Origin of the sequence: Neobacillus niacini (assembly GCF_030817695.1) — a bacterium.
GTDB classification, from domain to species: domain Bacteria; phylum Bacillota; class Bacilli; order Bacillales; family Cytobacillaceae; genus Neobacillus; species Neobacillus niacini_F.
Window position 1 is genome coordinate 290,960 of record NZ_JAUSZQ010000003.1, and the last position, 23,045, is coordinate 314,004.

General features: G+C 39.9%; 18 protein-coding genes. All 18 read left to right on the top strand.

What is annotated here, in order from left to right:
- The first annotated feature begins 368 nt into the window (after window positions 1-368).
- The 18 genes from QFZ28_RS24930 (at window position 369) to QFZ28_RS25015 (ending at window position 23,020) form a co-directional block, all read left to right on the top strand.
- On the top strand, window positions 369-1,685 hold the full coding sequence (locus QFZ28_RS24930) for an ABC transporter substrate-binding protein (protein ID WP_307197761.1): 1,317 nt from the start codon (window positions 369-371) through the stop codon (window positions 1,683-1,685).
- Between the two features lie 153 nt (window positions 1,686-1,838).
- Window positions 1,839-2,729, top strand: coding sequence for a carbohydrate ABC transporter permease (locus QFZ28_RS24935; protein ID WP_307197329.1), 891 nt, complete (start codon window positions 1,839-1,841; stop codon window positions 2,727-2,729).
- An 85-nt stretch (window positions 2,730-2,814) separates the two neighbouring features.
- Window positions 2,815-3,657: a carbohydrate ABC transporter permease gene (locus tag QFZ28_RS24940; protein WP_307197762.1), complete on the top strand. Its 843-nt coding sequence runs from the start codon at window positions 2,815-2,817 to the stop codon at window positions 3,655-3,657.
- A 140-nt stretch (window positions 3,658-3,797) separates the two neighbouring features.
- Complete coding sequence (locus QFZ28_RS24945; RefSeq protein WP_307197330.1) at window positions 3,798-5,273, top strand: arabinan endo-1,5-alpha-L-arabinosidase; 1,476 nt, start codon at window positions 3,798-3,800, stop codon at window positions 5,271-5,273.
- Window positions 5,274-5,279: 6 nt separating this feature from the next.
- Complete coding sequence (locus QFZ28_RS24950; protein ID WP_307197331.1) at window positions 5,280-7,559, top strand: glycoside hydrolase family 127 protein; 2,280 nt, start codon at window positions 5,280-5,282, stop codon at window positions 7,557-7,559.
- A 359-nt stretch (window positions 7,560-7,918) separates the two neighbouring features.
- Window positions 7,919-9,613, top strand: a complete 1,695-nt coding sequence (gene araB, locus QFZ28_RS24955) for a ribulokinase (protein WP_307197332.1) — start codon at window positions 7,919-7,921, stop codon at window positions 9,611-9,613.
- Window positions 9,607-10,326: an L-ribulose-5-phosphate 4-epimerase gene (gene araD / locus QFZ28_RS24960; protein WP_307197333.1), complete on the top strand. Its 720-nt coding sequence runs from the start codon at window positions 9,607-9,609 to the stop codon at window positions 10,324-10,326. Before araB ends, araD begins: the two co-directional genes overlap by 7 nt.
- Window positions 10,327-10,404: 78 nt before the next feature.
- Window positions 10,405-11,889, top strand: coding sequence for an L-arabinose isomerase (araA, locus tag QFZ28_RS24965; RefSeq protein WP_307197334.1), 1,485 nt, complete (start codon window positions 10,405-10,407; stop codon window positions 11,887-11,889).
- Window positions 11,890-11,974: 85 nt separating this feature from the next.
- Window positions 11,975-13,462, top strand: coding sequence for an alpha-N-arabinofuranosidase (locus QFZ28_RS24970; RefSeq protein WP_307197335.1), 1,488 nt, complete (start codon window positions 11,975-11,977; stop codon window positions 13,460-13,462).
- A 21-nt stretch (window positions 13,463-13,483) separates the two neighbouring features.
- Window positions 13,484-13,756, top strand: coding sequence for a DUF6171 family protein (locus tag QFZ28_RS24975; RefSeq protein WP_307197336.1), 273 nt, complete (start codon window positions 13,484-13,486; stop codon window positions 13,754-13,756).
- Between the two features lie 72 nt (window positions 13,757-13,828).
- Window positions 13,829-15,343 carry an arabinosylfuranosidase ArfA gene (gene arfA / locus QFZ28_RS24980; RefSeq protein ID WP_307197337.1) on the top strand — a complete coding sequence of 505 codons (1,515 nt, stop codon included), beginning with the start codon at window positions 13,829-13,831 and terminating at the stop codon, window positions 15,341-15,343.
- An 85-nt stretch (window positions 15,344-15,428) separates the two neighbouring features.
- Window positions 15,429-16,481, top strand: coding sequence for an aldose epimerase family protein (locus QFZ28_RS24985; protein WP_307197338.1), 1,053 nt, complete (start codon window positions 15,429-15,431; stop codon window positions 16,479-16,481).
- Between the two features lie 30 nt (window positions 16,482-16,511).
- On the top strand, window positions 16,512-17,711 hold the full coding sequence (locus tag QFZ28_RS24990; RefSeq protein ID WP_307197339.1) for a sn-glycerol-1-phosphate dehydrogenase: 1,200 nt from the start codon (window positions 16,512-16,514) through the stop codon (window positions 17,709-17,711).
- Window positions 17,712-17,736: 25 nt separating this feature from the next.
- On the top strand, window positions 17,737-18,687 hold the full coding sequence (locus tag QFZ28_RS24995) for a glycoside hydrolase family 43 protein (protein ID WP_307197340.1): 951 nt from the start codon (window positions 17,737-17,739) through the stop codon (window positions 18,685-18,687).
- Between the two features lie 39 nt (window positions 18,688-18,726).
- Window positions 18,727-19,692: a glycoside hydrolase family 43 protein gene (locus tag QFZ28_RS25000; protein ID WP_307197341.1), complete on the top strand. Its 966-nt coding sequence runs from the start codon at window positions 18,727-18,729 to the stop codon at window positions 19,690-19,692.
- An 80-nt stretch (window positions 19,693-19,772) separates the two neighbouring features.
- Entirely contained in the window at window positions 19,773-21,143 is a 1,371-nt protein-coding gene (locus tag QFZ28_RS25005) for an MATE family efflux transporter (RefSeq protein ID WP_307197342.1), read from the top strand.
- A 22-nt stretch (window positions 21,144-21,165) separates the two neighbouring features.
- Window positions 21,166-22,140 (top strand): aldo/keto reductase family protein, encoded by a 975-nt coding sequence (locus tag QFZ28_RS25010; protein ID WP_307197343.1) that lies wholly within the window; start codon window positions 21,166-21,168, stop codon window positions 22,138-22,140.
- A gap of 31 nt (window positions 22,141-22,171) precedes the next feature.
- Window positions 22,172-23,020, top strand: a complete 849-nt coding sequence (locus QFZ28_RS25015) for an MBL fold metallo-hydrolase (RefSeq protein ID WP_307197344.1) — start codon at window positions 22,172-22,174, stop codon at window positions 23,018-23,020.
- Window positions 23,021-23,045: the final 25 nt, after the last annotated feature.

Genomic DNA, 23,045 nt, shown 5'->3' on the forward strand with positions numbered 1-23,045 from the left:
AAACACGTACGTACATAAGTAAAATTTTTTTAAAACAGATTGACATGTACGAACAGGTATATTAGTATTTTAACTGTAGGGAATACGCTTTCATAGTTTTACGAAGAAACAAGAAACGTAATTATAATGCCTTTAATTAAGTGTAAAAGGCTACGGCGGAAGAATACTCAGGAGGGATTGTTATGTAGTCGCCCAACATGTACGTACAATACACAAACCTATTAAAACGATTCAACTATTATTTTATTAAATTATGGTTGCGTTTTCAAAGACTTTCGCGAAATTGTTTTACTAACTAAAATAGTTCTGGAGGGATTACTTTGTCGAAATCAACAAAAAAGCTAGGTTCATTGATTCTACTTACTATTATGATTATCGGTTCCATCCTTGCTGGTTGTTCCAATAGTTCAGAGTCAACGGGAAAAACAAAAGATGGAAAAACGGCTATTACATTTATGTTTAGAGGCCAGCCTCAAGAATTGAAAGCTTATGAAGCAACTGTAAAACGTTATGAAGAGACACATCCTGATGTGAAAGTGACTTTGGTACAAGTTGCTCCGGACCAATATGATACAAAGTTAAAAGCAGCGATTGCTGGTAAGAAGATTCCTGATGTATTCTTCTATAACCCAGCTCAAGTTAAAGCATATGTAAACTCTGGTGTATTGAAAGATATTACTGAGTATGTTGAAGGTTCAGAAAATGTAAACATCGAAGATATTTGGGAAAAAGGTGTTGCTAAGTATCGTTTCGATGGCGAAACTCTAGGACAAGGTGCAATTTATGGATTGCCGAAAGACTTAGGACCATTCGCATTAGGTTACAATAAAACAATGTTTGAAGAAGCTGGAATTCCACTTCCTGACAAAGATAAGCCTTATACTTTCGACGAATTCATTAATGTAGCACAACAATTGACAAAAGATAAAAATGGCGATGGAAAAAGTGATCAATTTGGTGCTGGATTTAACATTCAGTGGGCATTGCAGCCAATTGCTTGGAGTAATGGTGCAGACTGGATTGATGAAACTGGCACAAAAGTAACAATTGATACTCCTGAATTTGCTGAAGCAGTACAATGGTTTGCGGATCAACAAAATAAATACAAAATCACTCCTTCTATTGCAGAAGCACAAACACTTGATACGTACCAAAGATGGATGAAGGGCGAATTGGCTTTCTTCCCTGTTGGTCCTTGGGATATGGCAACATATGCAGAACAATTAAAGTTTGAATATGACTTAATTCCATGGCCTGCTGGTAAAACAGGTAAACCTGCTGCATGGATTGGATCTCTAGGTATTGGTGTAGGAGCTACAACTAAGAATGCGGAAGCTGCAGCTGAGTTAGCATTATACCTATCTGCTGACCAAGAAGGTAACCAAGCATTAGTAGATGCTCAAGTTCAATTACCAAACAGTGTAACAGTTGCAGAAAAATGGGCAGCGGACACATCAATTAAGCCTGAAAACAAGCAAGAATTCTTAGATATTATTAACGATTACGGCCGTGGATTCCCAGCTGAAAAAACTTACACAGCTGAATGGTATGATGAATTCTTCAAAAACATCCAGCCAGTTCTTGATGGTAAGATGACAGCAGAAGAATATGTTAAAGAAGCACAGCCTAAGATGCAAAAATTACTGGATGCAGCAATCCAACAAGAAAAACAAGCTAAGAAATAAGCAACAAATTGAACTTTGACACAGTGTAAATGGTGCTAGTTTTCTTGAAAACTACTAGCACCATTTATTCCTTTTATCTAAATTTTTTGGTTAAAAGAAATTTAGAAAAAGGGAAATGTGTCATAATTATAGTTTTTGAAAGGGTGAGGGAAGATGAAAGCGACATCCAAACTGTATCGTACAGAGCAAAGATATGCCTATTTATTTATTGCAGCACCTGTCCTAGGATTCCTCATATTCGCAATGGTTCCGCTTATGTATTCCATTTATGGTGCCTTTACAAACTGGGACGGCCTAGGATCAATGACTTTTATTGGGTTGGAGAATTTCAAAAATGTATTTCAAGACGAGTACTTCTATAAGTCAATGTTTAACACGATTTATATGATGCTTGGTATTCCAATCGGTATTGTATTAGCGTTATTACTAGCTTTAGCTTTAAATCGCGGGATTCCTGGAACCAACACATTTAGGGTTCTATACTATATTCCGGTTATCTCTTCTATCGCTGCAATCTCCATCCTATGGCAATGGGCTTATAATGGGGATTACGGATTAGTCAATCAATTCTTGGCTATCTTTGGGATTGAAGGACCAAACTGGCTGCAAAATACTTCTACGGTAAAACCAGCCTTGATTCTCATGGCGGTATGGAAGGGATTAGGATATACAATGCTTCTATACCTAGCTGCGCTTCAAAGTGTACCTAAATCATTTTATGAAGCAGCAAAATTGGATGGAGCTAACGCTTTCAAAACATTTTGGTATATCACTCTTCCAATGGTAAAGCCAGTTACATTCTTTATCATCGTAACCAACATTATTGGCGGTGCACAGATTTTCACTGAAATTAACGTAATGACTCCAACGGGTGGTCCTGAATATAGTTCAGCATCAGTAGTGTTTTATATTTGGCAAAAAGCATTTGGTAACTTCCAATTAGGTTATGCATCTGCAATGGCGTTAGTATTAGGACTTTTCATCTTCATTATTACTTTAATCCAATTTAAGATAAACGAGAAAAATTCCTTCGAACTGGATTAATAACCGTAAAGTAAGAGAGTAATAGAGAGGAGCGTATAAAATGGAAGTTGCAGTTGCAAACAAAAAGTCAGTTAAAGCAGAACCTATGTCTGACAAGAAGAAAAATAGAATTACCGATTCCATTGTATTTGTTTTCCTAAGCATTGGAGCAATCTTCATGGTAGCGCCTTTGTTATGGATGTTCTCGACTTCGATCAAGACACGGGAGGATGTTTTTGCCTTACCTCCAGTGTGGATTCCAGAAACGATTTCTTTTGCTAAGTATTCTGAAATTTGGTCAATGGGACCGCTGCTTTCAGGTATTAGCAATAGCTTAATAGTAGCTGTGTCGGTAACAGTGATTGGTACATTTACCTCAAGTTTGGCGGCATTTGCATTCTCAAAGCTGCATTTCAATGGCAAAAATAAAATCTTTATGATGTTATTTGCGTCGGTTATGATTCCCTATCCAGTGCTAATGATTCCGCAGTTCATCATGTTCTCTTCCATAGGATGGGTTGATACGTTACTGCCATTAATCGTCCCTGGATTTTTCGGAAACATTTTCATGATTTTCTTTTTACGTCAGTTTTTAACTAGTATACCTAACTCAATCATTGAAGCTGCAAAGATTGATGGCTGTTCATATTTCCAAATCTTTTACAAAATCATCTTCCCGTTAATTAAGCCTGCGGTAGCAGCACAGTTAATTTTATGGTTTATGGGGATTTGGAATGATTACCTAGGACCGATTCTTTATCTAAACTCACCAGAGAAACAGACACTTCAGCTTGTAATTGCAAACTTTAATGCTTCCTATGCGATCCAAAGTGATTATCCACTTATCATGGCCGCATCTGTTGTCGCATTATTACCGATGTTAATTGTTTTCATCATCTTCCAAAAACAAATCATCGAATCTATTGCAATTTCAGGGGTAAAAGGTTAATAAAACTAAATCAAATGCATGTGCATTTTTTGGCTCAACAATTTAGAAGTTAATAGAGAAATGAAAAAGCACTTATCAGAGTTACTAGATGATAAGTGCTTTTTGTTTAAAAAATACTCACATACCTTGGGAGTCCATCAATGAAACTTAAAACAAAAAAGTATTTAGTTGGGATCGTCATTTTAATAGTGTTAATCATAGGAGCATGGCTTGTTATGACTCTTGCTGGACCTAAAACAGGAAATTTGTCTGGAGTTACATTACCAGCGGCGCCGGCCGACAAGCAGGTACAAAATGTCAACGGCGATATCCTTTACAAGGAAAAGGATTGGACCACCAATTTTACCCATGATGCTTCGATTATTAAAGCAGATGGCTGGTATTATGCGTTTTCCACAGACTACATGGTAGGGGCTCCGCCAAAACCAGGAATCCAAATTAGAAGGTCTAAGGATTTAATTAACTGGGAATTTGTCGGACGTGTGTTTGAACAGGTATCACCTGAGGCATGGGAATCGACCAAAGGAACAACCTTTTGGGCTCCAGATGTGGTGAAAATGAATGATAAATATTATTTATATTACTCCGTTTCCTCGGTTGGAAAAAGGAACTCGTATATTGGTGTGGCGGTAAGTGACTCTATTGAGGGTCCATGGAAAGACGAAGGTGCCGTATTTAAAACACAAGAGGGCGATGAACACACGGTAAATGCCATCGATCCCGATATCGTATTGGATGAACAAGGTCAGGCCTGGATGGTATATGGCTCCTATTTTGGCGGTATTTTTATCACAAAGGTAGATTCTAACACCGGAAAATTAGTCGATCCAAATGATGAGGGTACGTTAGTGGCGCAAAGGAAAAATATGAATTACGGCATAGAAGGACCTGAAATTATCTATAACCGTGATACCGGTTATTATTACTTAACTGTATCTTATGAGTGGCTGGAGGATACATATAATGTCCGGACAGCTAGGTCGAAAAATATAACGGGACCGTATGTGGACTATAATGGCAACGAAATGATTGATACCACAGATGAATCCTTCAATACTGGGAATAAATTAGTAGGAGCTTATCAATTTGAAAATAGCGATGGCTGGCTGGGGACAGGTCATAATGCCTTGTTTGAGGAAGATGGAGAATATTATCTGACTCATAATGCTAGAGCTGGTGAAGATATCTATTGGTCCCATTTACATGTCAGGAAAATGGTTTGGACTGATGATGGCTGGCCAGTGGTTTCACCGGAAAGATACGCAGGTGAAGCAGTACAAGAAATAAACGAAGAAAATATTATTGGCGAATGGGAAAAGATCCTTCTCCCGAGATATGATGATAGTTTACAAGTTTCCCAGAACTTACAGTTAAAATCTAATGGGAAAATTGAAGGTGATGATAAGAGTCATTGGGAATTAACGGGGGATAAGACATTAAAACTCACTATCTATGACCCTGATAGAGCACCTGATGATTACTGGAAGTACACGTTGAAAGTGATTCCGGCCTGGGACTGGGAAAATTGGAACGGTACGCTTGTTTTCACCGGTATGGATCAAGAGGGAACTGTCCTTTGGGGTAAAAAGAAGTTGAAAATAAATAAAATGGAGTGACACTACATGCTATCCACCAATCAGGTAAATGTGAATAGGAAACTAAAAGAATTTGATCTCAACTCTATTCGGATTACAGGCGGTCCGCTAAAGCATGCAATGGAATTAAATAAGGAATATCTTTTAAAATTAGAGCCTGATAGACTGCTTTCTAGATTCAGAGAGTACGCTGGGCTGCAGCCAAAGGCGGCAAACTATGAAGGCTGGGAAGCACAAGGTATTTCTGGGCATACATTAGGGCATTATTTATCGGCAGTTGCCATGATGGCGGTGGCAACAGACGATGAGCGATTCAATCAAAGAGTAAATTATATTGTAGATGAACTCGATATTTGTCAGGAAGCCCATGGAACAGGATATATTTCAGGTATTCCGCGCGGCAAAGAGATTTTTGAAGAAGTAAAAGCAGGAGATATCCGCTCACAAGGCTTTGATTTGAATGGAGGATGGGTGCCTCTCTATTCTATTCATAAATTATTCGCTGGTCTGCGTGACGCCTTCAAATATACTGCTAACAAAAAAGCATTGCAGGTTGAAACAAAACTTGGCTTATGGCTCAACGATGTGTTTGAAAACCTAAATGACCAGCAAATACAGGAAGTCCTGAAGTGTGAATATGGTGGAATGTCAGAAGTGTTGGCAGACATTGCCGAAGATACGGGCGATGAGTGTTTTTGGAAGCTATCACAACTCTTTCATCACAAGGAACTATTAGATTCGCTGGAGGCTGAAAATGATGTGTTAGCAGGAAGGCATGCCAATACACAAATACCAAAGATCATCGGGGCAGCACGGCAATATGAAATATCCAATAACGAATCCTACCGTCGGATTTCAGAATTCTTCTGGAAACAGGTTGTCCACCATCATTCCTACGTAATTGGCGGAAACAGTATGAATGAGCATTTTGGGGAACCAGACAAATTAACTGACCGGCTTGGGGCGAATACTTGTGAAACATGTAACTCCTATAACATGTTAAAACTGACTAGACACCTCATTCAGTGGAATGCGCTTGCTGAACAAGGAGATTTCTATGAAAGAGTTTTATACAATCATATTTTAGCGTCCCAGCACCCGCAGGAAGGCACAGTTACTTACTTTGTGTCCTTGGATATGGGCGGCCATAAGGTTTACAATTCTCAGTTTAATGATTTTACTTGTTGTGTTGGTACGGGAATGGAGAATCATTCTAGTTATGGCAATGGGATCTACTATTATAACGATCAATCTCTTGTGGTGAACCAATACATTCCATCCAAACTAAATTGGAGCGAGAAAGGAGTCATTATCCATCAGGAAACTACGTACCCTGACAAAGGTTCTATTAAATTGCTAGTAGAGTCTAGTGACCCGAAGCAATTCTCCCTATCTGTCCGCTATCCATACTGGGCGGAAAAAGGTGTGTATGTAAAAGTGAACGGTGAACCGTACACCCACGATTCTACGCCTTCTAGTTTTATCACCATTGATCGTGTTTGGGAAAACGGAGATACAGTTGAATTAGAAATACCTATGACAGTAAGAGTTGAAAGTATGAATGATAACCCAAATCGAATAGCATTTATGAATGGTCCACTTGTTTTAGCAGGTGATTTAGGGCCTATAAAACAGGATGAGTCTGCGAAAGAGCTATTATTTACACCGGTATTAGTCACCGACGAATCAACCGTACTTAATCGTATCGTGCCGGTATCAGATAATAATCATCATTTTGATATGAATAAGCTGGGTTATCCTCGTGATGTGAGATTGTTCCCTTTCTATCAACTGCATGATCGAAGTACCTCTGTTTATTGGGACGTTTTTACAGAAGAAGAATGGAAAGAAGCAGAACTATCATACAAAGCCTCTGTCGAAAAAGAGCGTGAGTTGCAGCTTCGGACCGTTGATTTTGTTCAGCCTGGAGAAATGCAGCCAGAGCGTGATCATGAGTTTGAAGGGGAACACGTGGGATATGGTATCCAGTCTAATCGGAAATATCGAGACACATGGCCAAGCGGGCACTTTTCCTTTACGTTAAAGGTTCAATCCCACCAGCAGAACCATCTTGTTGTCATGTATACAAAAGAAATTGAGACAATGAAATCCTTTGATATCACCATTGATGGAGTTAAATTAGAAAATGGTCAAGTGGAACTTGTCGAGTTGAACACGTTTGTACAAGTAAAATATGAAATTCCAAATCAAGCTACTGCCGGTAAGGAAAAAGTAAGGGTTACTTTCCGTGCTCGTGATGGTCAAAAGGTACCTAAGGTATTTGCAATCCGAGTGGTAAAAGGTTAGAAATAAAATAGATGAGTGGGAAAAAATAACATTTTTTCCCACTCATTTAACTTGTATGCAAAAAGTTTTTAAATATATAGGAAAATACCTTGAAAAAATATGGATAGGTGGTACAATCAACTTAAAGGTTATACGTACAAGTTTTGAAAGTGGGTACAACATCTGTAAACTTGTAGAGCTAATAGATAATGTTTTCTCGAGTAATCATAATTCTTGTACGGATGACATACTAACTTATAAAGTAGCGTTTAATTTTAACCTGAGTGAGATAGTAATGTAGTCATTTCATTCTATTAAACTCAGAAAAATTTTTTATTGATTATGTAAACGTATTCTTTCTAAAAGGCAGGGAGAGAAAAATGGCTAAATATGCAATTGGTGTCGACTATGGTACTCAGTCAGGAAGAGCCGTCTTAGTTGAGATTGGAACTGGTAAAGAGGTTGCAACAGCTGTAAAACCATACACACATGGAGTAATGGATGAGTTTTTACCAGATGGAACCACTAAATTAGAACATGATTGGGCTTTACAGCACCCCACAGATTATTTAGAAGTTTTACAGATTACAATTCCAGAAGTATTAGATAAGGCACAAGTTTCCCCGGATGATGTTATCGGATTAGGAATCGACTTTACAGCTTGTACGGTCCTACCGGTTGATCAGACTGGGACTCCTCTTTGCTGGAAACCTGAATTTAGTAAAAATCCACACAGCTATGTAAAACTTTGGAAGCACCATGCAGCACAAGACGAAGCAAACGGTTTGAATGAAATTGCCGAACAACGCGGCGAAAAGTTTTTACAACGGTACGGCGGAAAGATTTCTTCCGAGTGGATGATTCCGAAGGTATGGCAAATCCTTGATGAGGCACCTGAAATTTATGAAGCTGCAGATCAAATTTTAGAAGCAACGGATTGGGTTATTTCTCAATTGACTGGTCAAGTAAAGCGCAACAGCTGTACTGCAGGTTATAAAGCAATGTGGCATAAGCAGGACGGCTACCCATCAAAAGAATTTTTTAAAGCGCTTGATCCTCGTTTAGAAAACGTAGTTGAAGATAAATTATCTACGGATATCGTTCCAATTGGCTCAAAGGCAGGAGAAATTACCGCTGAAGGCGCTAAGTTAACAAGATTGAATCCTGGCACTGCAGTAGCAGTTGCGAATGTGGATGCACACGTTGCCGTCCCAGCAGTTGGGATTACAGAACCTGGTAAACTACTAATGATTATGGGAACTTCTACATGTCATATTTTACTAGGTGAAGAGGAAAAGATTGTACCGGGTATGTGCGGTGTGGTTGAGGATGGAGTCATTCCTGGATACATGGGTTATGAGGCTGGTCAATCATGCGTAGGAGACCATTTTGAATGGTTTACGGAAAACTGTGTTCCAGCAAGTTACTACGAAGAAGCAAAAGAAAAAGGCGTAAATATCCACCAGTTATTAACAGATAAAGCAAGTAAGTTAAACGTTGGTGAAAGCGGTCTCCTCGCCCTTGATTGGTGGAACGGCAATCGTTCAACACTTGTTGACGCCGATCTTACAGGCGTGCTGCTAGGACAAACGTTATTAACAAAACCTGAGGAAATTTATCGTGCGCTCATTGAGGCTACCGCATACGGAACTCGAATGATCGTTGAAACCTTCCGTGATAATGGTGTTCCGGTTAATGAAGTGTATGCTGCAGGAGGAATTGCTGAGAAAAATGCAATGATGATGCAGATTTATGCAGATGTATTAAATATGAGTATTAAAATTTCTGCTTCTTCTCAAACACCAGCGCTAGGTTCTGCGATGTTTGGTGCCGTTGCGGCAGGTAAAGAACGCGGCGGATATGACAGCATTACGGAAGCAGCTAAGGATATGGGAAGAGTCAAAGATTATGTATATCAGCCAAAGTCTGAAAATAAGGTTGTCTACGATCAACTTTATAAAGAATATGCACGCCTATATGATTATTTTGGGCGCGGCGAAAATAACGTAATGAAAACTTTGAAAAAAATTAAGAGTGCAAGCTCCTTAGAAAGAACGGAGGAGACAGTATGCTAGAACGACTAAAAAAAGAGGTTTTGGATGCTAATTTGCAGCTTCCAAAACATAACTTGGTCACTTTTACTTGGGGAAACGTAAGTGGAATTGATCGTGAACAGAACCTTGTTGTTATCAAACCAAGCGGTGTACCCTATGATGAGCTTACCATTGAGGACTTGGTAGTAGTAGATTTGGAAGGACGGATTGTCGAAGGAACTCTCCGCCCTTCATCTGATACACCAACACATCTTGCACTCTACCGTGCTTTTCCAACGATTGGCGGCGTCGTACATACCCATTCGCCATGGGCAACGAGCTGGGCACAAGCAGGACGTCCAATTCCTTCACTTGGAACTACACATGCGGATTATTATTATGGTGAGGTTCCTTGTACACGTGAGATGACTCAAGAGGAAATTGATCGTGCTTATGAACTTGAAACAGGAAATGTAATTATTGAAACGTTTGAAAAACAAGGATTGGACCCTGCGGCTATGCCAGGAGTTCTAGTGTTTAATCATGCACCGTTCTGCTGGGGGAAAAATGCCAATGAGGCTGTACACAATGCCGTGGTACTAGAAGAAGTAGCGAAAATGGCGCTGCATACCTTCCAGCTAAATCCTAGCGTAAACCCAATTCAACAATTCTTGTTAGATAAGCATTACCTGCGAAAGCATGGTAAGAATGCCTATTATGGTCAAACAAAAAAAACATCAGAGCAAACGCTTTAATAGTTGTTTTATAGAATAACTTGTACGCATAAGCAGGTTGATTTTAATAATATATTAACTACTTTAGGGGGATTTACCTTGTTAACGACAAAAGCCTACGAATTTTGGTTTGTAACTGGAAGTCAATTACTTTACGGAGAAGATGTACTTAGATCAGTAGAAGAAAATTCAAAAACAATTGTAAGCGGTCTAGATAATGATCCAGCGGTTCCATATAAATTAGTTTTTAAATCAGTGGTAAAGGATTCCGAAGCGATTCGCCGCTTGATTCTTGAAGCTAATGCTGATGAAAATTGTGCAGGGATCATTACGTGGATGCATACATTCTCACCTTCAAAAATGTGGATTGCAGGACTTTCATCTCTTCAAAAACCATATCTTCATCTAGCAACCCAATTTAATCGTGATATCCCATGGAATTCAATTGATATGGATTTCATGAATCTTAACCAGGCTGCACACGGAGATCGTGAACATGGATTTATTGCAAGCCGCTTAAAGGTTAAGCGTAAGGTAGTTGTCGGGCATTGGGAAAACGCAGAAGTTAAAGAACGTGTTGGAAGCTGGATGAGAACGGCTGCAGCTTTTGAAGAAAGTAAAAATCTAAAAGTAGCAAGATTTGGTGATAATATGCGCCAAGTAGCGGTTACTGAGGGTGACAAAGTAGAAGCTCAAATCAAATTTGGCTGGACAGTGAATGGTTACGGCGTTGGTGACCTCGTTCAACGCATGAATGATGTAAGTGAACAAGAACTTGATCAGTTAATGGCCGAATATGAAGAGCAATATGATATTACACCAGAAGGTCTTACTGACGGACCAGTAAGAGACAGCATTCGTTATCAAGCAAGAATCGAACTAGGAATGAAAGCATTCTTAACTGAAGGTGGATATACAGCATTTACTACTACTTTTGAAGATTTACATGGTATGCGTCAGCTTCCAGGTCTTGCTGTTCAACGTTTAATGGAACAAGGCTACGGCTTTGCAGGTGAAGGTGACTGGAAAACTGCGGCACTTGTTCGCTTGATGAAAATCATTGCTGGCAATGAAGGTACATCCTTTATGGAAGACTACACGTATCACTTTGAACCAGGAAATGAATTGGTTCTTGGTGCACATATGCTTGAGGTTTGCCCAACAATTTCAGCCACTCGTCCAAAAATTGAGGTTCATCCACTAGGAATTGGCGGCAAGGAAGACCCTGCAAGGATTGTATTTGATGGAAGAGGCGGCTCTGCATTAAATGCATCAATTATCGACCTTGGACATCGTTTCCGTCTTCTTGTAAATGAAGTAGATGCGGTACAACTAGAGAAGGATATGCCAAATCTTCCTGTTGCACGTGTGCTATGGAAGTGTCAGCCATCCCTTAACCAAGCCGTTGAAAACTGGATCGAAGCAGGTGGAGCTCACCATACTGGATTCTCTTATAAAGTAACAACAGAACAATTAAGAGACTTTGCAGAATTAGCTGGAATTGAAATGGTTGTCATTAATAACGACACAAAAACAGAATCTTTTATTAACGAATTACGCTGGAATGACGTTATCTATCGTTAATTTTTAACCTTAGGGCTATTAGCAATAATAGCCCTAAGGTTTACTAGGGAAGCTTTGATTACATAAACGACTGGAGGATTAATCTATGAAAAATAATGTCATTGTAAATGCCGATATTACAAAAGGCAAAATTAATAAAAATATATATGGTCACTTTGCAGAGCATTTAGGCAGATGTATATATGAAGGAATCTGGGTAGGCGAAGATTCTTCAATTCCAAATACGAAGGGTATCCGCAACGATGTATTAGCAGCATTAAAGAATATAAAAGTTCCTGTTCTTCGCTGGCCGGGCGGCTGTTTTGCTGATGAGTATCACTGGAAGGACGGTGTCGGTCCTAGAGAAAACCGTAAGCGTATGGTTAATACTCACTGGGGCGGTGTAGTGGAAAACAACCACTTCGGAACCCACGAGTTCATGCTATTGTGTGAATTATTAGAGTGTGAGCCGTATATTTGCGGAAACGTAGGAAGCGGTACGGTTCAAGAAATGTCTGAATGGGTTGAATATATGACATTTGAAGGTGAATCGCCAATGGCAAACTGGCGCCGGGAAAATGGTCAGGATGAGCCTTGGAAATTAAAATATTTTGGTGTAGGGAACGAAAACTGGGGCTGCGGTGGAAACATGCGTCCTGAATATTATGCAGACCTTTATCGCCGCTATCAAACTTATGTACGTAACTATGGCGGCAATAAAATCTATAAAATTGCCGGCGGAGCAAATGTTGATGACTATAACTGGACAGAAGTGTTAATGAAGAACGCTCACTGGTTAATGGATGGTTTAAGTCTTCATTATTACACAATCCCAGGAGATTTCTGGCTTGGTAAAGGCTCAGCGATTGATTTCCCTGAAGACGAATGGTTCATTACGATGAAGAAAGCTCTTCATATGGATCAGTTAATCACAAAGCATAGTACGATTATGGATAAATATGATCCAGATAAGCGAATCGGTATGATTATTGATGAGTGGGGAACATGGTTTGATGTAGAGCCTGGAACAAATCCTGGATTCTTATATCAGCAAAACACGATCCGTGACGCGCTTGTGGCAGGTTTACACTTTAACATTTTCCACAATCATGCTGACCGGGTTCAAATGACGAATATTGCTCAAACCGTCAACGTACTTCAAGCGATGATTTTAACGGAAGGCGAGAAGATGATTCTTACTCCAACCTATCATGTATTTGATATGTACAAAGTTCACCAAGATGCTGAACTGCTTGCTGTTGATTCTACATTTGGCAGCTATGAATATAACGGAGAAACGTTACCGCAAGTAACCGTATCTGCTTCGAAAAATGCTGAAGGTATCGTTCACATCAGCTTATGTAACATTGACCATCAGAACGAAGCAGTCCTAGATTTAGATCTTCGTGGTGTAATCGGTGTTGAAACAAAGGTGTCAGGAACCATCATTACAGCTGACTCTATGAATGCGCATAACACGTTCGAACAGCTAGAGGTTGTAAAACCTGCTGCGTTTACAGGAGTAAGTGTTGAAAATAATAAATTATCTATTAAACTTCCAGCAATGTCTGTTGTTACATTAGCGGTTGAATAATGAATGAGGGGGATCGGAGCAGTGAGTAAGCGAAATCTATGTAAAGGCTGCGTTGAAAGTGTGATGGTAACAGAGGAAGTCATCCAGGAGCTTGTTAGGGAAACGGAAGAAGATTTATCTGTTATCGTATCGGACGAAATCTACTCAGAACGACTGAAGATTTGTGAAAGCTGCCCTTCTCTTCAATATGGCACCACCTGTGCCCATAGCGGATGTATTGTCCGCTATCGTGCCAAGTTTAAGAACAAAAGCTGTCCTTTTACGGGAAAGCCAAAATGGGAAAAGGTTGGATAACTACTCATAGTTTTATAGAAACGAAGCCGCTGCTTTTGCAAACTCTATCAGACCGAGAAAGGAACAGGGAACATGGCCAATAATAAAGCAAAAATGATTCTAGAAAAAGACTTTAAAATCTCTGAAATTGATAACCGAATCTATGGTTCTTTTATTGAACATTTAGGCCGTGCCGTATATGGCGGCATTTATGAGCCAGGACATCCGCAAGCTGATGAAAATGGATTCCGTCAGGATGTAATTGAAATGGTTAAGGAACTTCAAGTTCCGCTTGTCCGCTACCCGGGCGGTAACTTTGTTTCCGGATATAACTGGGAGGATGGTGTAGGACCGGTAGAAAGCCGTCCACGTCGTTTAGATTTAGCTTGGCGTACAACTGAAACGAACGAAATGGGTACCAATGAGTTCATGAAATGGGCGCAGTTAGTCAATGCTGATGTAAATATGGCTGTTAACCTTGGAACCCGCGGTATTGACGCAGCTAGAAATCTAGTGGAATATTGCAACCACCCAGGCGGTTCTTACTATAGTGACCTCCGTATTTCTCACGGCGTAAAGGATCCATACAAAATTAAAACTTGGTGTCTTGGTAACGAAATGGACGGTCCATGGCAAATCGGGCACAAAACAGCTGCGGAATATGGCCGCCTCGCTCAAGAAGCTGCGAAAGTAATGAAGTGGGTAGATCCTACAATCGAGCTGGTTGCATGTGGAAGCTCACACCGCAATATGCCGACCTTTGCTGACTGGGAAGCAACTGTACTTGATCATACGTATGATCATGTAGAATTCATCTCTTTGCACCAGTATTACGGCAACCGTGACAATGAGATTTCTAACTATTTAGCATTGTCTCTAGAAATGGATGACTTTATTAAATCGGTTATTTCAATTGCAGACTATATTAAAGCGAAAAAACGCGGTAAAAAGAGTATCAATCTCAGCTTTGATGAATGGAACGTATGGTATCACAGCAATGAGGCTGATAAAAAAATTGAGCCATGGAGTATTGCACCGCCTCAATTAGAAGATATTTATAATTTTGAAGACGCTTTATTGGTTGGATGTATGCTCATTACCTTATTAAAGCATGCCGACCGTGTGAAAATTGCCTGCCTGGCTCAGTTGGTTAATGTAATTGCACCAATCATGACAGAAGACAATGGACCTGCTTGGAAGCAAACGATTTTTTATCCATATATGCATACTTCTGTGTATGGACGCGGCGTTTCATTAAACCCAATTATTTCAAGTCCTAAGTATGACAGTAAGGATTTCACTGATGTACCATATTTAGAGTCAACAGCTGTTTACAATGAAGAGCATGAAACATTAACAATCTTTGCTGTAAACCGTCATCTCGAAGAAGGATTAGAACTGGCTGTGGACATCCGTAACTTTAATGGTTATGAAGTAGTCGAGCATATTGTTTTAGAAAACGACGGTAATCTAAAACAAACGAACTCTGCTAAAGGTACACCAGTTGCCCCACATTCTAATGGTAATGCAAAATCTGAAAATGGCGGAGTTACCGCGGTATTACCAAAGTTATCTTGGAATGTAATCCGCCTGGCGAAGCGTAACTAATATGCCTCATTCCATACCTGTTCTGTTAGCATGTGTTGACGGAGAGGTATGGAATCATTTTTTCTAGAAGGAAGGATTGAACGATATGAAGGTCTTGAAAGAGGAGTTTGGAAGGAAAGATAACCAAACTGTTTTTTTATTTAATCTAGTTAATGATCATGGAGTAGAAATTGGCTGTATTAATTATGGCTGTATTATTACAAAAATCATCACTCCTGATAAAGATGGAAACTTTGAAAATGTTGTTGTTGGATATGATACGTTGAACGAATATGAAAAGGATACTTATTTTCTAGGTGCTGCAATTGGCCGAGTCGCTGGAAGAATCAAGGCTGGTTCCTTTGATTTGAACGGTCAAACTTATACACTAGCAAAAAATGAAGGTAATAATCATCTGCATGGCGGCAATAAAGGGTTTAACCAGGTCGTTTGGGATAGTGAGGTCATCGAAAATGATCAGGAGATTGGCGTTCGATTTACTTATGTAAGCCCGAATGGCGAAGAGGGGTATCCTGGAAATTTAAATGTTTCCGTTACCTACACTTTGAACAATGACAATGAACTTTCGATTCGATATTCTGGCGTGTCTGATGAGGATACACTGCTAAATATAACGAATCACTCTTATTTCAATTTAAGTGGGAATTTAAAACGAGATATATTAAATCATTCTCTACGAATAAAAAGCGATAAGTTTCTTGAATTAAATGATGAACTGCTTCCTACCGGTGAAATGCTGGATGTTACAGGTACTGCATTTGATTTTACAACAGAGAGAAAGATTGAAACTGGAGTGGTGTCAGACCATCACCAAAATAAGTTAGCCGGCTCGGGGTATGACCATCCATTTTTATTGAATACACAACATGATCAAGAAATTGTCCTAAAGGATATCGAAAGTGGACGGACTCTAACGATTGAAACAGATGAAGCAGGAGTGGTCGTTTATTCTGGCAATCAGATGAAGTCTGAAGGAGAGATTGCCGGAGTGCCGTCACGAAAGTACTTGGGGATTTGCCTGGAGACACAGGGATTACCGGACGCGATTCATCACCCTCAGTTTCCTTCCTGGGTTCTAGAAAAAGACAAAGAGTATTCTACGGTAACAATCTATAAATTTGGGACATTACAAGACTAATACTGTTTCAGTGGAGCAGGGGGAATTTAAGTGGAAAATTATATTGCTGAACTTATGACTCTAGCTCAATCCTGCGATTGTGGAAATCATCATCACACTATTCCAATTGAAAGAATCAAGATTGGAAACAGTGTTTACAGAGAACTTGCTGCCTATGCAGAGTATAAGGGATTTAAACATGTTGTTATAATCGCTGATGAAAATACCTACCAAGCTGCAGGGAAAAGTCTGTCAGAAATTTTAAAAGAAACAGGTATCAGCATTTCTCTTAGTGTGATAAAGCCTGATGAAAATAATGATGTTGTTGCTGATGAGCAATCATTGGTCCAGGCATTATTAGAGATACCAGTAGAAACAGACGTAATCATCGCTGTAGGTGCAGGGACACTCCATGATATTGCTCGTTTTTGCAGTACAAAAATGAAATTGCCATTTATTTCAGTTCCTACTGCACCGTCTGTGGATGGTTTCACATCAATGGGGGCTCCATTAATTGTTAGGGGTGTCAAAACAACCTTCCAAATGTGTGCTCCGATTGCCGTGTTTGCTGATTTATCTGTACTGAAGGCGTCACCACGAAAAATGGTGGCAGCAGGATTTGGGGATATGCTGGCCAAATATACTTCGCTTGCGGACTGGAAATTTGGCCATCTTGCAAAGGGAGAACCATATTGTCCGCTAGTTGCCGCTATTACCCTTGAAGCTTTAGAGTCATGTGTGGAGAAAGTAGAAAGGATTGCTGCAGCTGATGAAGAAGGAATTCAGCTTCTAATTGAAGCTCTAATCAAGTCAGGGCTGGCCATGCTTATATTTGGTCAGTCACATCCCGCTTCTGGCGGCGAACATCATCTGTCGCATTACTGGGAAATGGACTTTTTACAGCGAAAGCGCCCTGCTGTGCTCCATGGAGCAAAAGTTGGAGTATCAACGGTGCTGCTTGCGGAAGTATATAAAGGAAAGTTTCTTCCTTTACTATCTGAATCAATGCAAAACTCTCTTAACAATGAAAGTTTAAAAGAAATCATGAAAATATACGAAGAGATCCCAACCCCCGGACACCTAAAAAATCTGTTAACCCAGACAGGCGGGGAAATCATGCCGGAACAGCTGGGCATTGATGAACAGCTAGTTGCTGCAAGTTTAAGTAGTGCACATACGTTAAGAAATCGATATACAGCTTTAAAATTTATGAATGTTGCTGCCGAAAGCAGCCCCCTCATACGTCGATGATTTTTATAAGGAAAGGTGAAATATCATGCAAACAGTTGAAACGTTGAAAAACCCTATTGTCGAGCAGCGAGCAGATCCTTGGGTTTATAAGCATACAGATGGGTACTACTATTTAACTGCTTCAGTACCTGAATATGACCGAATCGAGGTAAGAAGGTCAAAAACGATTCAAGGCCTAGGGAATGCTGAACCAGTGGTTGCTTGGACGAAACACGAAGATGGAATCATGAGCGCAAATATTTGGGCTCCAGAAATTCATTTCATTGACGGAAAATGGTATATCTATTTTGCTGCAGCCCGCAAGGATGCGATTTTTGACCATCGGATGTATGTGATTGAAAATGACTCACAAAATCCGCTCGAAGGAAATTGGGTTGAAAAGGGACAGGTAAGAACTGCTTGGGAATCCTTTTCTCTTGATGCGACCACCTTTAAACATAACGGTAACTTATACTATGTTTGGGCTCAGAAAGATCCTGAAATCGAAGGAAACTCCAACCTATACATTGCGAAAATGGCGAACCCTTGGACACTTACAGGTCCTCAAGTCATGATTACCACACCTGAATATGATTGGGAGAAAATTGGATTTTTAGTGAATGAAGGTGCTGCTGTACTAAAAAGAAACGGAAAAATCTTTATTTCGTATTCTGCCAGTGCTACTGATTATAACTACTGCATGGGTCTGCTTTCGGCAGACGAAGACAGCGACCTGCTTAATCCAAAATCATGGGTTAAATCGCCACAACCTGTTTTCCAAACAAATGAGGAAAACAGCCAATTTGGTCCAGGTCATAACAGTTTCACGGTTTCAGAAGATGGCAGCCAAGACATCCTGATTTACCATGCTCGTAACTACCGTGAAATCGTAGGTGACCCGCTTTGGGATCCGAATCGTCATACACGTGCACAAGTGTTCACGTGGAATGAAGATGGAACTCCTAACTTTGGCATTCCGGTACCAGATGCAAACTAAGTTGATTCAGTCGATATCATTTTCTAAAGGGAGATTTTTATGGTAAAAGTAACGATCGAAGAAGCCAAAAGAGCACAGGACCTCATAATAGAGCAAAGGGCAGATCCCTGGATTTATAAACACAGTGATGGCTACTATTATTTCACTGCTTCAGTCCCTGAATATGACCGAATTGAAGTAAGGCGTTCTAAAACCATTAAAGGGATCGCAGAAGCGGAACCTGTTGTTGCATGGAGAAAGCATGAGACGGGACCATTGAGTGCGCTTATTTGGGCACCTGAAATCCATTATATCAACGAAAGCTGGTATATCTATTATGCAGCAGCACCGTCAAAGGAAATCGTAGATGGACTTTTTCAACATCGCATGTTTGTCATTGAAAATAAATCTGCTAATCCTTTAGAAGGCAGCTGGGAAGAAAAGGGACAAATCAAAACAGACTGGGAGTCCTTTGCCCTTGATGCGACTTCGTTTGAGCATAAAGGTCAGCAGTACCTTGTCTGGGCACAAAAAGATCCAAACATAAGAGGAAACTCAAACCTTTATATTGCTCCATTAGAAAACCCATGGACGATTCAGGGACCTCAAGTCATGATTACTAAACCAGAATATGATTGGGAAACCATTGGATTCTGGGTAAATGAAGGACCAGCAGTTTTAAAGCGGGACGGTAAAATCTTCATTTCATTCTCTGGCAGTGCCACAGATGAAAATTATGCAATGGGAATTCTGACAGCGGATGAAAACAGCGACGTGATGGATCCAGCATCTTGGAGTAAGTCCACAGAGCCTGTGTTTAAAACTTGTTATGAAACAGGACAATACGGTCCAGGTCATAACAGCTTTACCGTCTCAGAAGATGGAAGCAAGGATGTTTTGGTTTACCATGTAAGAAATTACACAGAGATTGTCGGAGATCCGTTATATGATCCGAACCGCCATACCTGCGCGAAGGAATTTACATGGAACCCTGATGGGACACCAAACTTTGGTTTCCCGAAATAATGGAATAAATGACGAACGATAAGGTTCATATCATTCTCTTGATATGAACCCTTTTCTGTAAACAAAAGGCGGGCAGAAAGATGGAAAGTTTACAAGATTCACAGGAAAGACGTTTGACCCTGCGTGCCATAACATGGCCGATATTTATAGAACTGTTTTTGCAAATGATTATGGGAAGTACAGATATCATCATGCTATCCCATATTTCTGATGATGTTGTCGCAGCCATAGGTGTAGCAAATCAACTCGTCTTCTTTGCTATTCTTCTTTTTAGCTTTACAGCTACCGGAACAGCAGTTTTAATCTCACAGTATTTAGGTGCTGGTTTGAAAAAAGATGCCAAAGAAGCCTCTGCCATATCCTTAACCATAAATCTGGGTATGGGTCTGGTTGTAAGTGTATTATTTGTGATTTTTAAAGGTCCATTATTAAATATTTTTCACCTTGATAAGGATATAGCAGTAATCGGGTATGATTATTTATCCATAGTCGGCGGTACTTTATTTCTACAGGCTATGCTTGTGACTGTTTCGGCTATTCTAAGGTCAAATGGCTTCACAAGGGAAGCGATGTTTGTTTCTGTTATGATGAACCTCATCCATTTAGTTGGAAATGCCTTAGTCATTTATGGATGGTTTGGATTTCCTGAAATGGGCGTTAAAGGGGTTGCGTTATCGACTGCTTTCAGCAGAGCAGCAGCACTAGTCATCGCGTTTTGGTTCATGTATAAGAGACTTCCAATCAGAATTGAATGGAAGGATTATATCGATTTTCAAATGACCCATATTAAAAAAATATTAAAAATAGGAATTCCTTCTGCCGGAGAACAACTAAGTTACAATACGAGCCAGATGGCAATGACTGCTATAACAGCCCTTCTCGGAGCTGCAGCTTTGTCTACCCGTGTTTATACCTGGAATATTATGTCCTTTATTATGCTGTTCGCATTAGCCGTTGGCCAGGGAACACAAATTCTAATCGGTTATCGTGTTGGAGCTGGTGACTTTGCAGGAGCCTATAAGCAATTACTTAAAAGCCTAAAAGTAAGTTTTATTATTACTATTATTATAGCCATATTTATTGCTATTTTTAGAGAAACCATTATGGGTCTTTTCACAGATGATCCAGAAATTATTAAAGTCGGAAGTACACTTTTATTATTATGTTTAATTCTAGAGCCTGGGAGGACATTGAATCTCATCGTGGTTAACTCACTACGTGCTACCGGTGATGCCGTTTTTACTGTGAAAATGGGCGTTCTGTCGATGTGGGGAATTGCCGTTCCTATATCCTATATATTAGGAATACAGTTTGGAATAGGGTTAGCCGGGGTATGGGTTGCCTTTATTGCGGATGAATGGTTCAGAGGAATCGTCATGTATTTTAGATGGAAAAGCAGAGCGTGGGAAAAGAAAGTCCTTGTTGATAAAAAACAAGCAATTACTAGTTAAAGGCTAAGGGGGCGAACGTTAAATGAAATATCGTAGACTTGGAAACAGTGGATTAAAAGTAAGTGAAATTGGATTAGGCAGCTGGCTTACCTATGGAAAGTCGGTAAATACTCAGACAGCGCATGATTGTATTCATAAAGCATATGAACTGGGTATTAACTTCTTTGATACAGCCAACGCCTATGAAGGTGGAAAGGCAGAAGAGGTATTGGGTGAGGCGTTAAAAGAATATCCTAGAAGTTCATATGTTGTAGCAACGAAGCTATTTTTCCCAATGGGTACAGGGCCGAATGAGCGCGGGCTTTCAAGAAAACATATTGTCGAACAGTGTGACGCTAGTTTAAAACGGTTGGGTTTGGATTATATTGACCTCTATCAATGTCACCGCTATGACCCAGAGGTACCGATGGAGGAGACTTTGTTTGCTCTTGATGATTTGATTAGGCAAGGGAAGATCCTTTATGCAGGTGTGAGCGAATGGAGCGCTGCCCAAATCGAAAAAGCGGTTGGGATAGGCAAGGATTATCGATTAAGACCGATTATTTCTAATCAACCTATTTATAATATGTTTGAAAGATATATTGAGGATGAAGTCCTGCCTGTATCGACAGAAAATGGGATTGGACAAATCGTTTTCTCCCCGTTAGCGCAGGGAGTCTTAACAGGTAAATATAAACCTCATACTGAAAAACCGGTTAATAGCAGGGGTGCGAATGATGCAACAAACTTTGTTATCAATAGCTATTTACGGGAAGATGTCCTGACAGTGGTACAGAAATTAGAAGATTTAGCTTCTGAACTTGGGGTTACTTTAAGTCAGTTAGCATTGGCATGGACTCTCCGTCACCCAGCCATCAGCTCGGCAATTATTGGAGCGAGCAGGACAGAGCAAATTGAAGAAAATGTAATAGCGGTGGATATCCGATTGGATCAACATGTTTTACAAGCCGTAGATTCAATACTAGAAGAAGTAAAACACTTCGCACCATTGAGATAATTTTTTTAAGAAAAGCGGGTGAGTATTATAAATGATGGTTTATAAACATGGGAGTCCTTTACTAATAGAAATTAATGACACGCGTATTCATGATGACGCTATTTCGTTTTGGAATTTAGGGCAGGCAGGAATCTTGATTAAAGGGCACGAGGAAGATGGATTTATTTGTATCGATCCATATCTATCAAATAGCATTGAACAAGTAAATCCTGAAACAGAATTTAAGCGGGCTTATCACCCTGTTCTCTCTCCGGTTATGCTGGAGAACGCAGACGCTATTTTAATTACTCACGAACATGATGACCATCTGGATTTCGCCACGTTAAGGGAAGTCGGGCAAAATAGTGAGAATCCTATTTTTGTAGTTCCCGCTCCACTCGTATCGATGGTGCGGTCGGAAACAGGCAACAAGAACATAGTAGGTGCAAAAGCAAATGAATCTTTTCAGATAAAAGGTTTTAAAATTACACCTGTTCCAGCAGCACATACTAGTTATCAAATCGATTTAAAGGGTAATCATCTGTATTTAGGTTATTGTCTAGAGGTAAATGGTGTTCGCCTGTTCCATAGTGGTGACACAATTGTGACCCCGGAATTGATAGAAAAGGTAAAAGACTTCAAACCTCATGTTGTATTCCTGCCGATTAATGGCGGGGATTATTTCCGTTCATCACGAGAGATCGTTGGAAACATGAGCTTCCGTGAAGCTGTGGAATTTTCAATTGCTGTCGGTGCTGATCTTATTATTCCGATTCATTATGATTTGTTTCCGAATAATCGGGATAATCCTGCTTATTTTGTAGATTACTTGTTTACTCGTTATCCAAATCAAAAGTTTCATATGATGGCACCAGGAGAACGTTTTATTTATCACTTATAAGCAAGAGCTGTAAAGTCTCGAGAAT

What these genes read in the sequence shown, in the direction of transcription:
- QFZ28_RS24935 (WP_307197329.1), top strand. Translation starts at nt 1,839, where the DNA reads ATGAAAGCGACATCCAAACTGTATCGTACAGAGCAAAGATATGCCTAT.
- QFZ28_RS24995 (WP_307197340.1), top strand. Translation starts at nt 17,737, where the DNA reads ATGCAAACAGTTGAAACGTTGAAAAACCCTATTGTCGAGCAGCGAGCA.
- QFZ28_RS24945 (WP_307197330.1), top strand. Translation starts at nt 3,798, where the DNA reads ATGAAACTTAAAACAAAAAAGTATTTAGTTGGGATCGTCATTTTAATA.
- arfA (WP_307197337.1), top strand. Translation starts at nt 13,829, where the DNA reads ATGGCCAATAATAAAGCAAAAATGATTCTAGAAAAAGACTTTAAAATC.
- QFZ28_RS25005 (WP_307197342.1), top strand. Translation starts at nt 19,773, where the DNA reads ATGGAAAGTTTACAAGATTCACAGGAAAGACGTTTGACCCTGCGTGCC.
- araD (WP_307197333.1), top strand. Translation starts at nt 9,607, where the DNA reads ATGCTAGAACGACTAAAAAAAGAGGTTTTGGATGCTAATTTGCAGCTT.
- QFZ28_RS24950 (WP_307197331.1), top strand. Translation starts at nt 5,280, where the DNA reads ATGCTATCCACCAATCAGGTAAATGTGAATAGGAAACTAAAAGAATTT.
- QFZ28_RS24940 (WP_307197762.1), top strand. Translation starts at nt 2,815, where the DNA reads ATGTCTGACAAGAAGAAAAATAGAATTACCGATTCCATTGTATTTGTT.
- QFZ28_RS24930 (WP_307197761.1), top strand. Translation starts at nt 369, where the DNA reads ATGATTATCGGTTCCATCCTTGCTGGTTGTTCCAATAGTTCAGAGTCA.
- QFZ28_RS25000 (WP_307197341.1), top strand. Translation starts at nt 18,727, where the DNA reads ATGGTAAAAGTAACGATCGAAGAAGCCAAAAGAGCACAGGACCTCATA.
- araB (WP_307197332.1), top strand. Translation starts at nt 7,919, where the DNA reads ATGGCTAAATATGCAATTGGTGTCGACTATGGTACTCAGTCAGGAAGA.
- QFZ28_RS24985 (WP_307197338.1), top strand. Translation starts at nt 15,429, where the DNA reads ATGAAGGTCTTGAAAGAGGAGTTTGGAAGGAAAGATAACCAAACTGTT.
- QFZ28_RS24970 (WP_307197335.1), top strand. Translation starts at nt 11,975, where the DNA reads ATGAAAAATAATGTCATTGTAAATGCCGATATTACAAAAGGCAAAATT.
- QFZ28_RS25015 (WP_307197344.1), top strand. Translation starts at nt 22,172, where the DNA reads ATGATGGTTTATAAACATGGGAGTCCTTTACTAATAGAAATTAATGAC.
- QFZ28_RS25010 (WP_307197343.1), top strand. Translation starts at nt 21,166, where the DNA reads ATGAAATATCGTAGACTTGGAAACAGTGGATTAAAAGTAAGTGAAATT.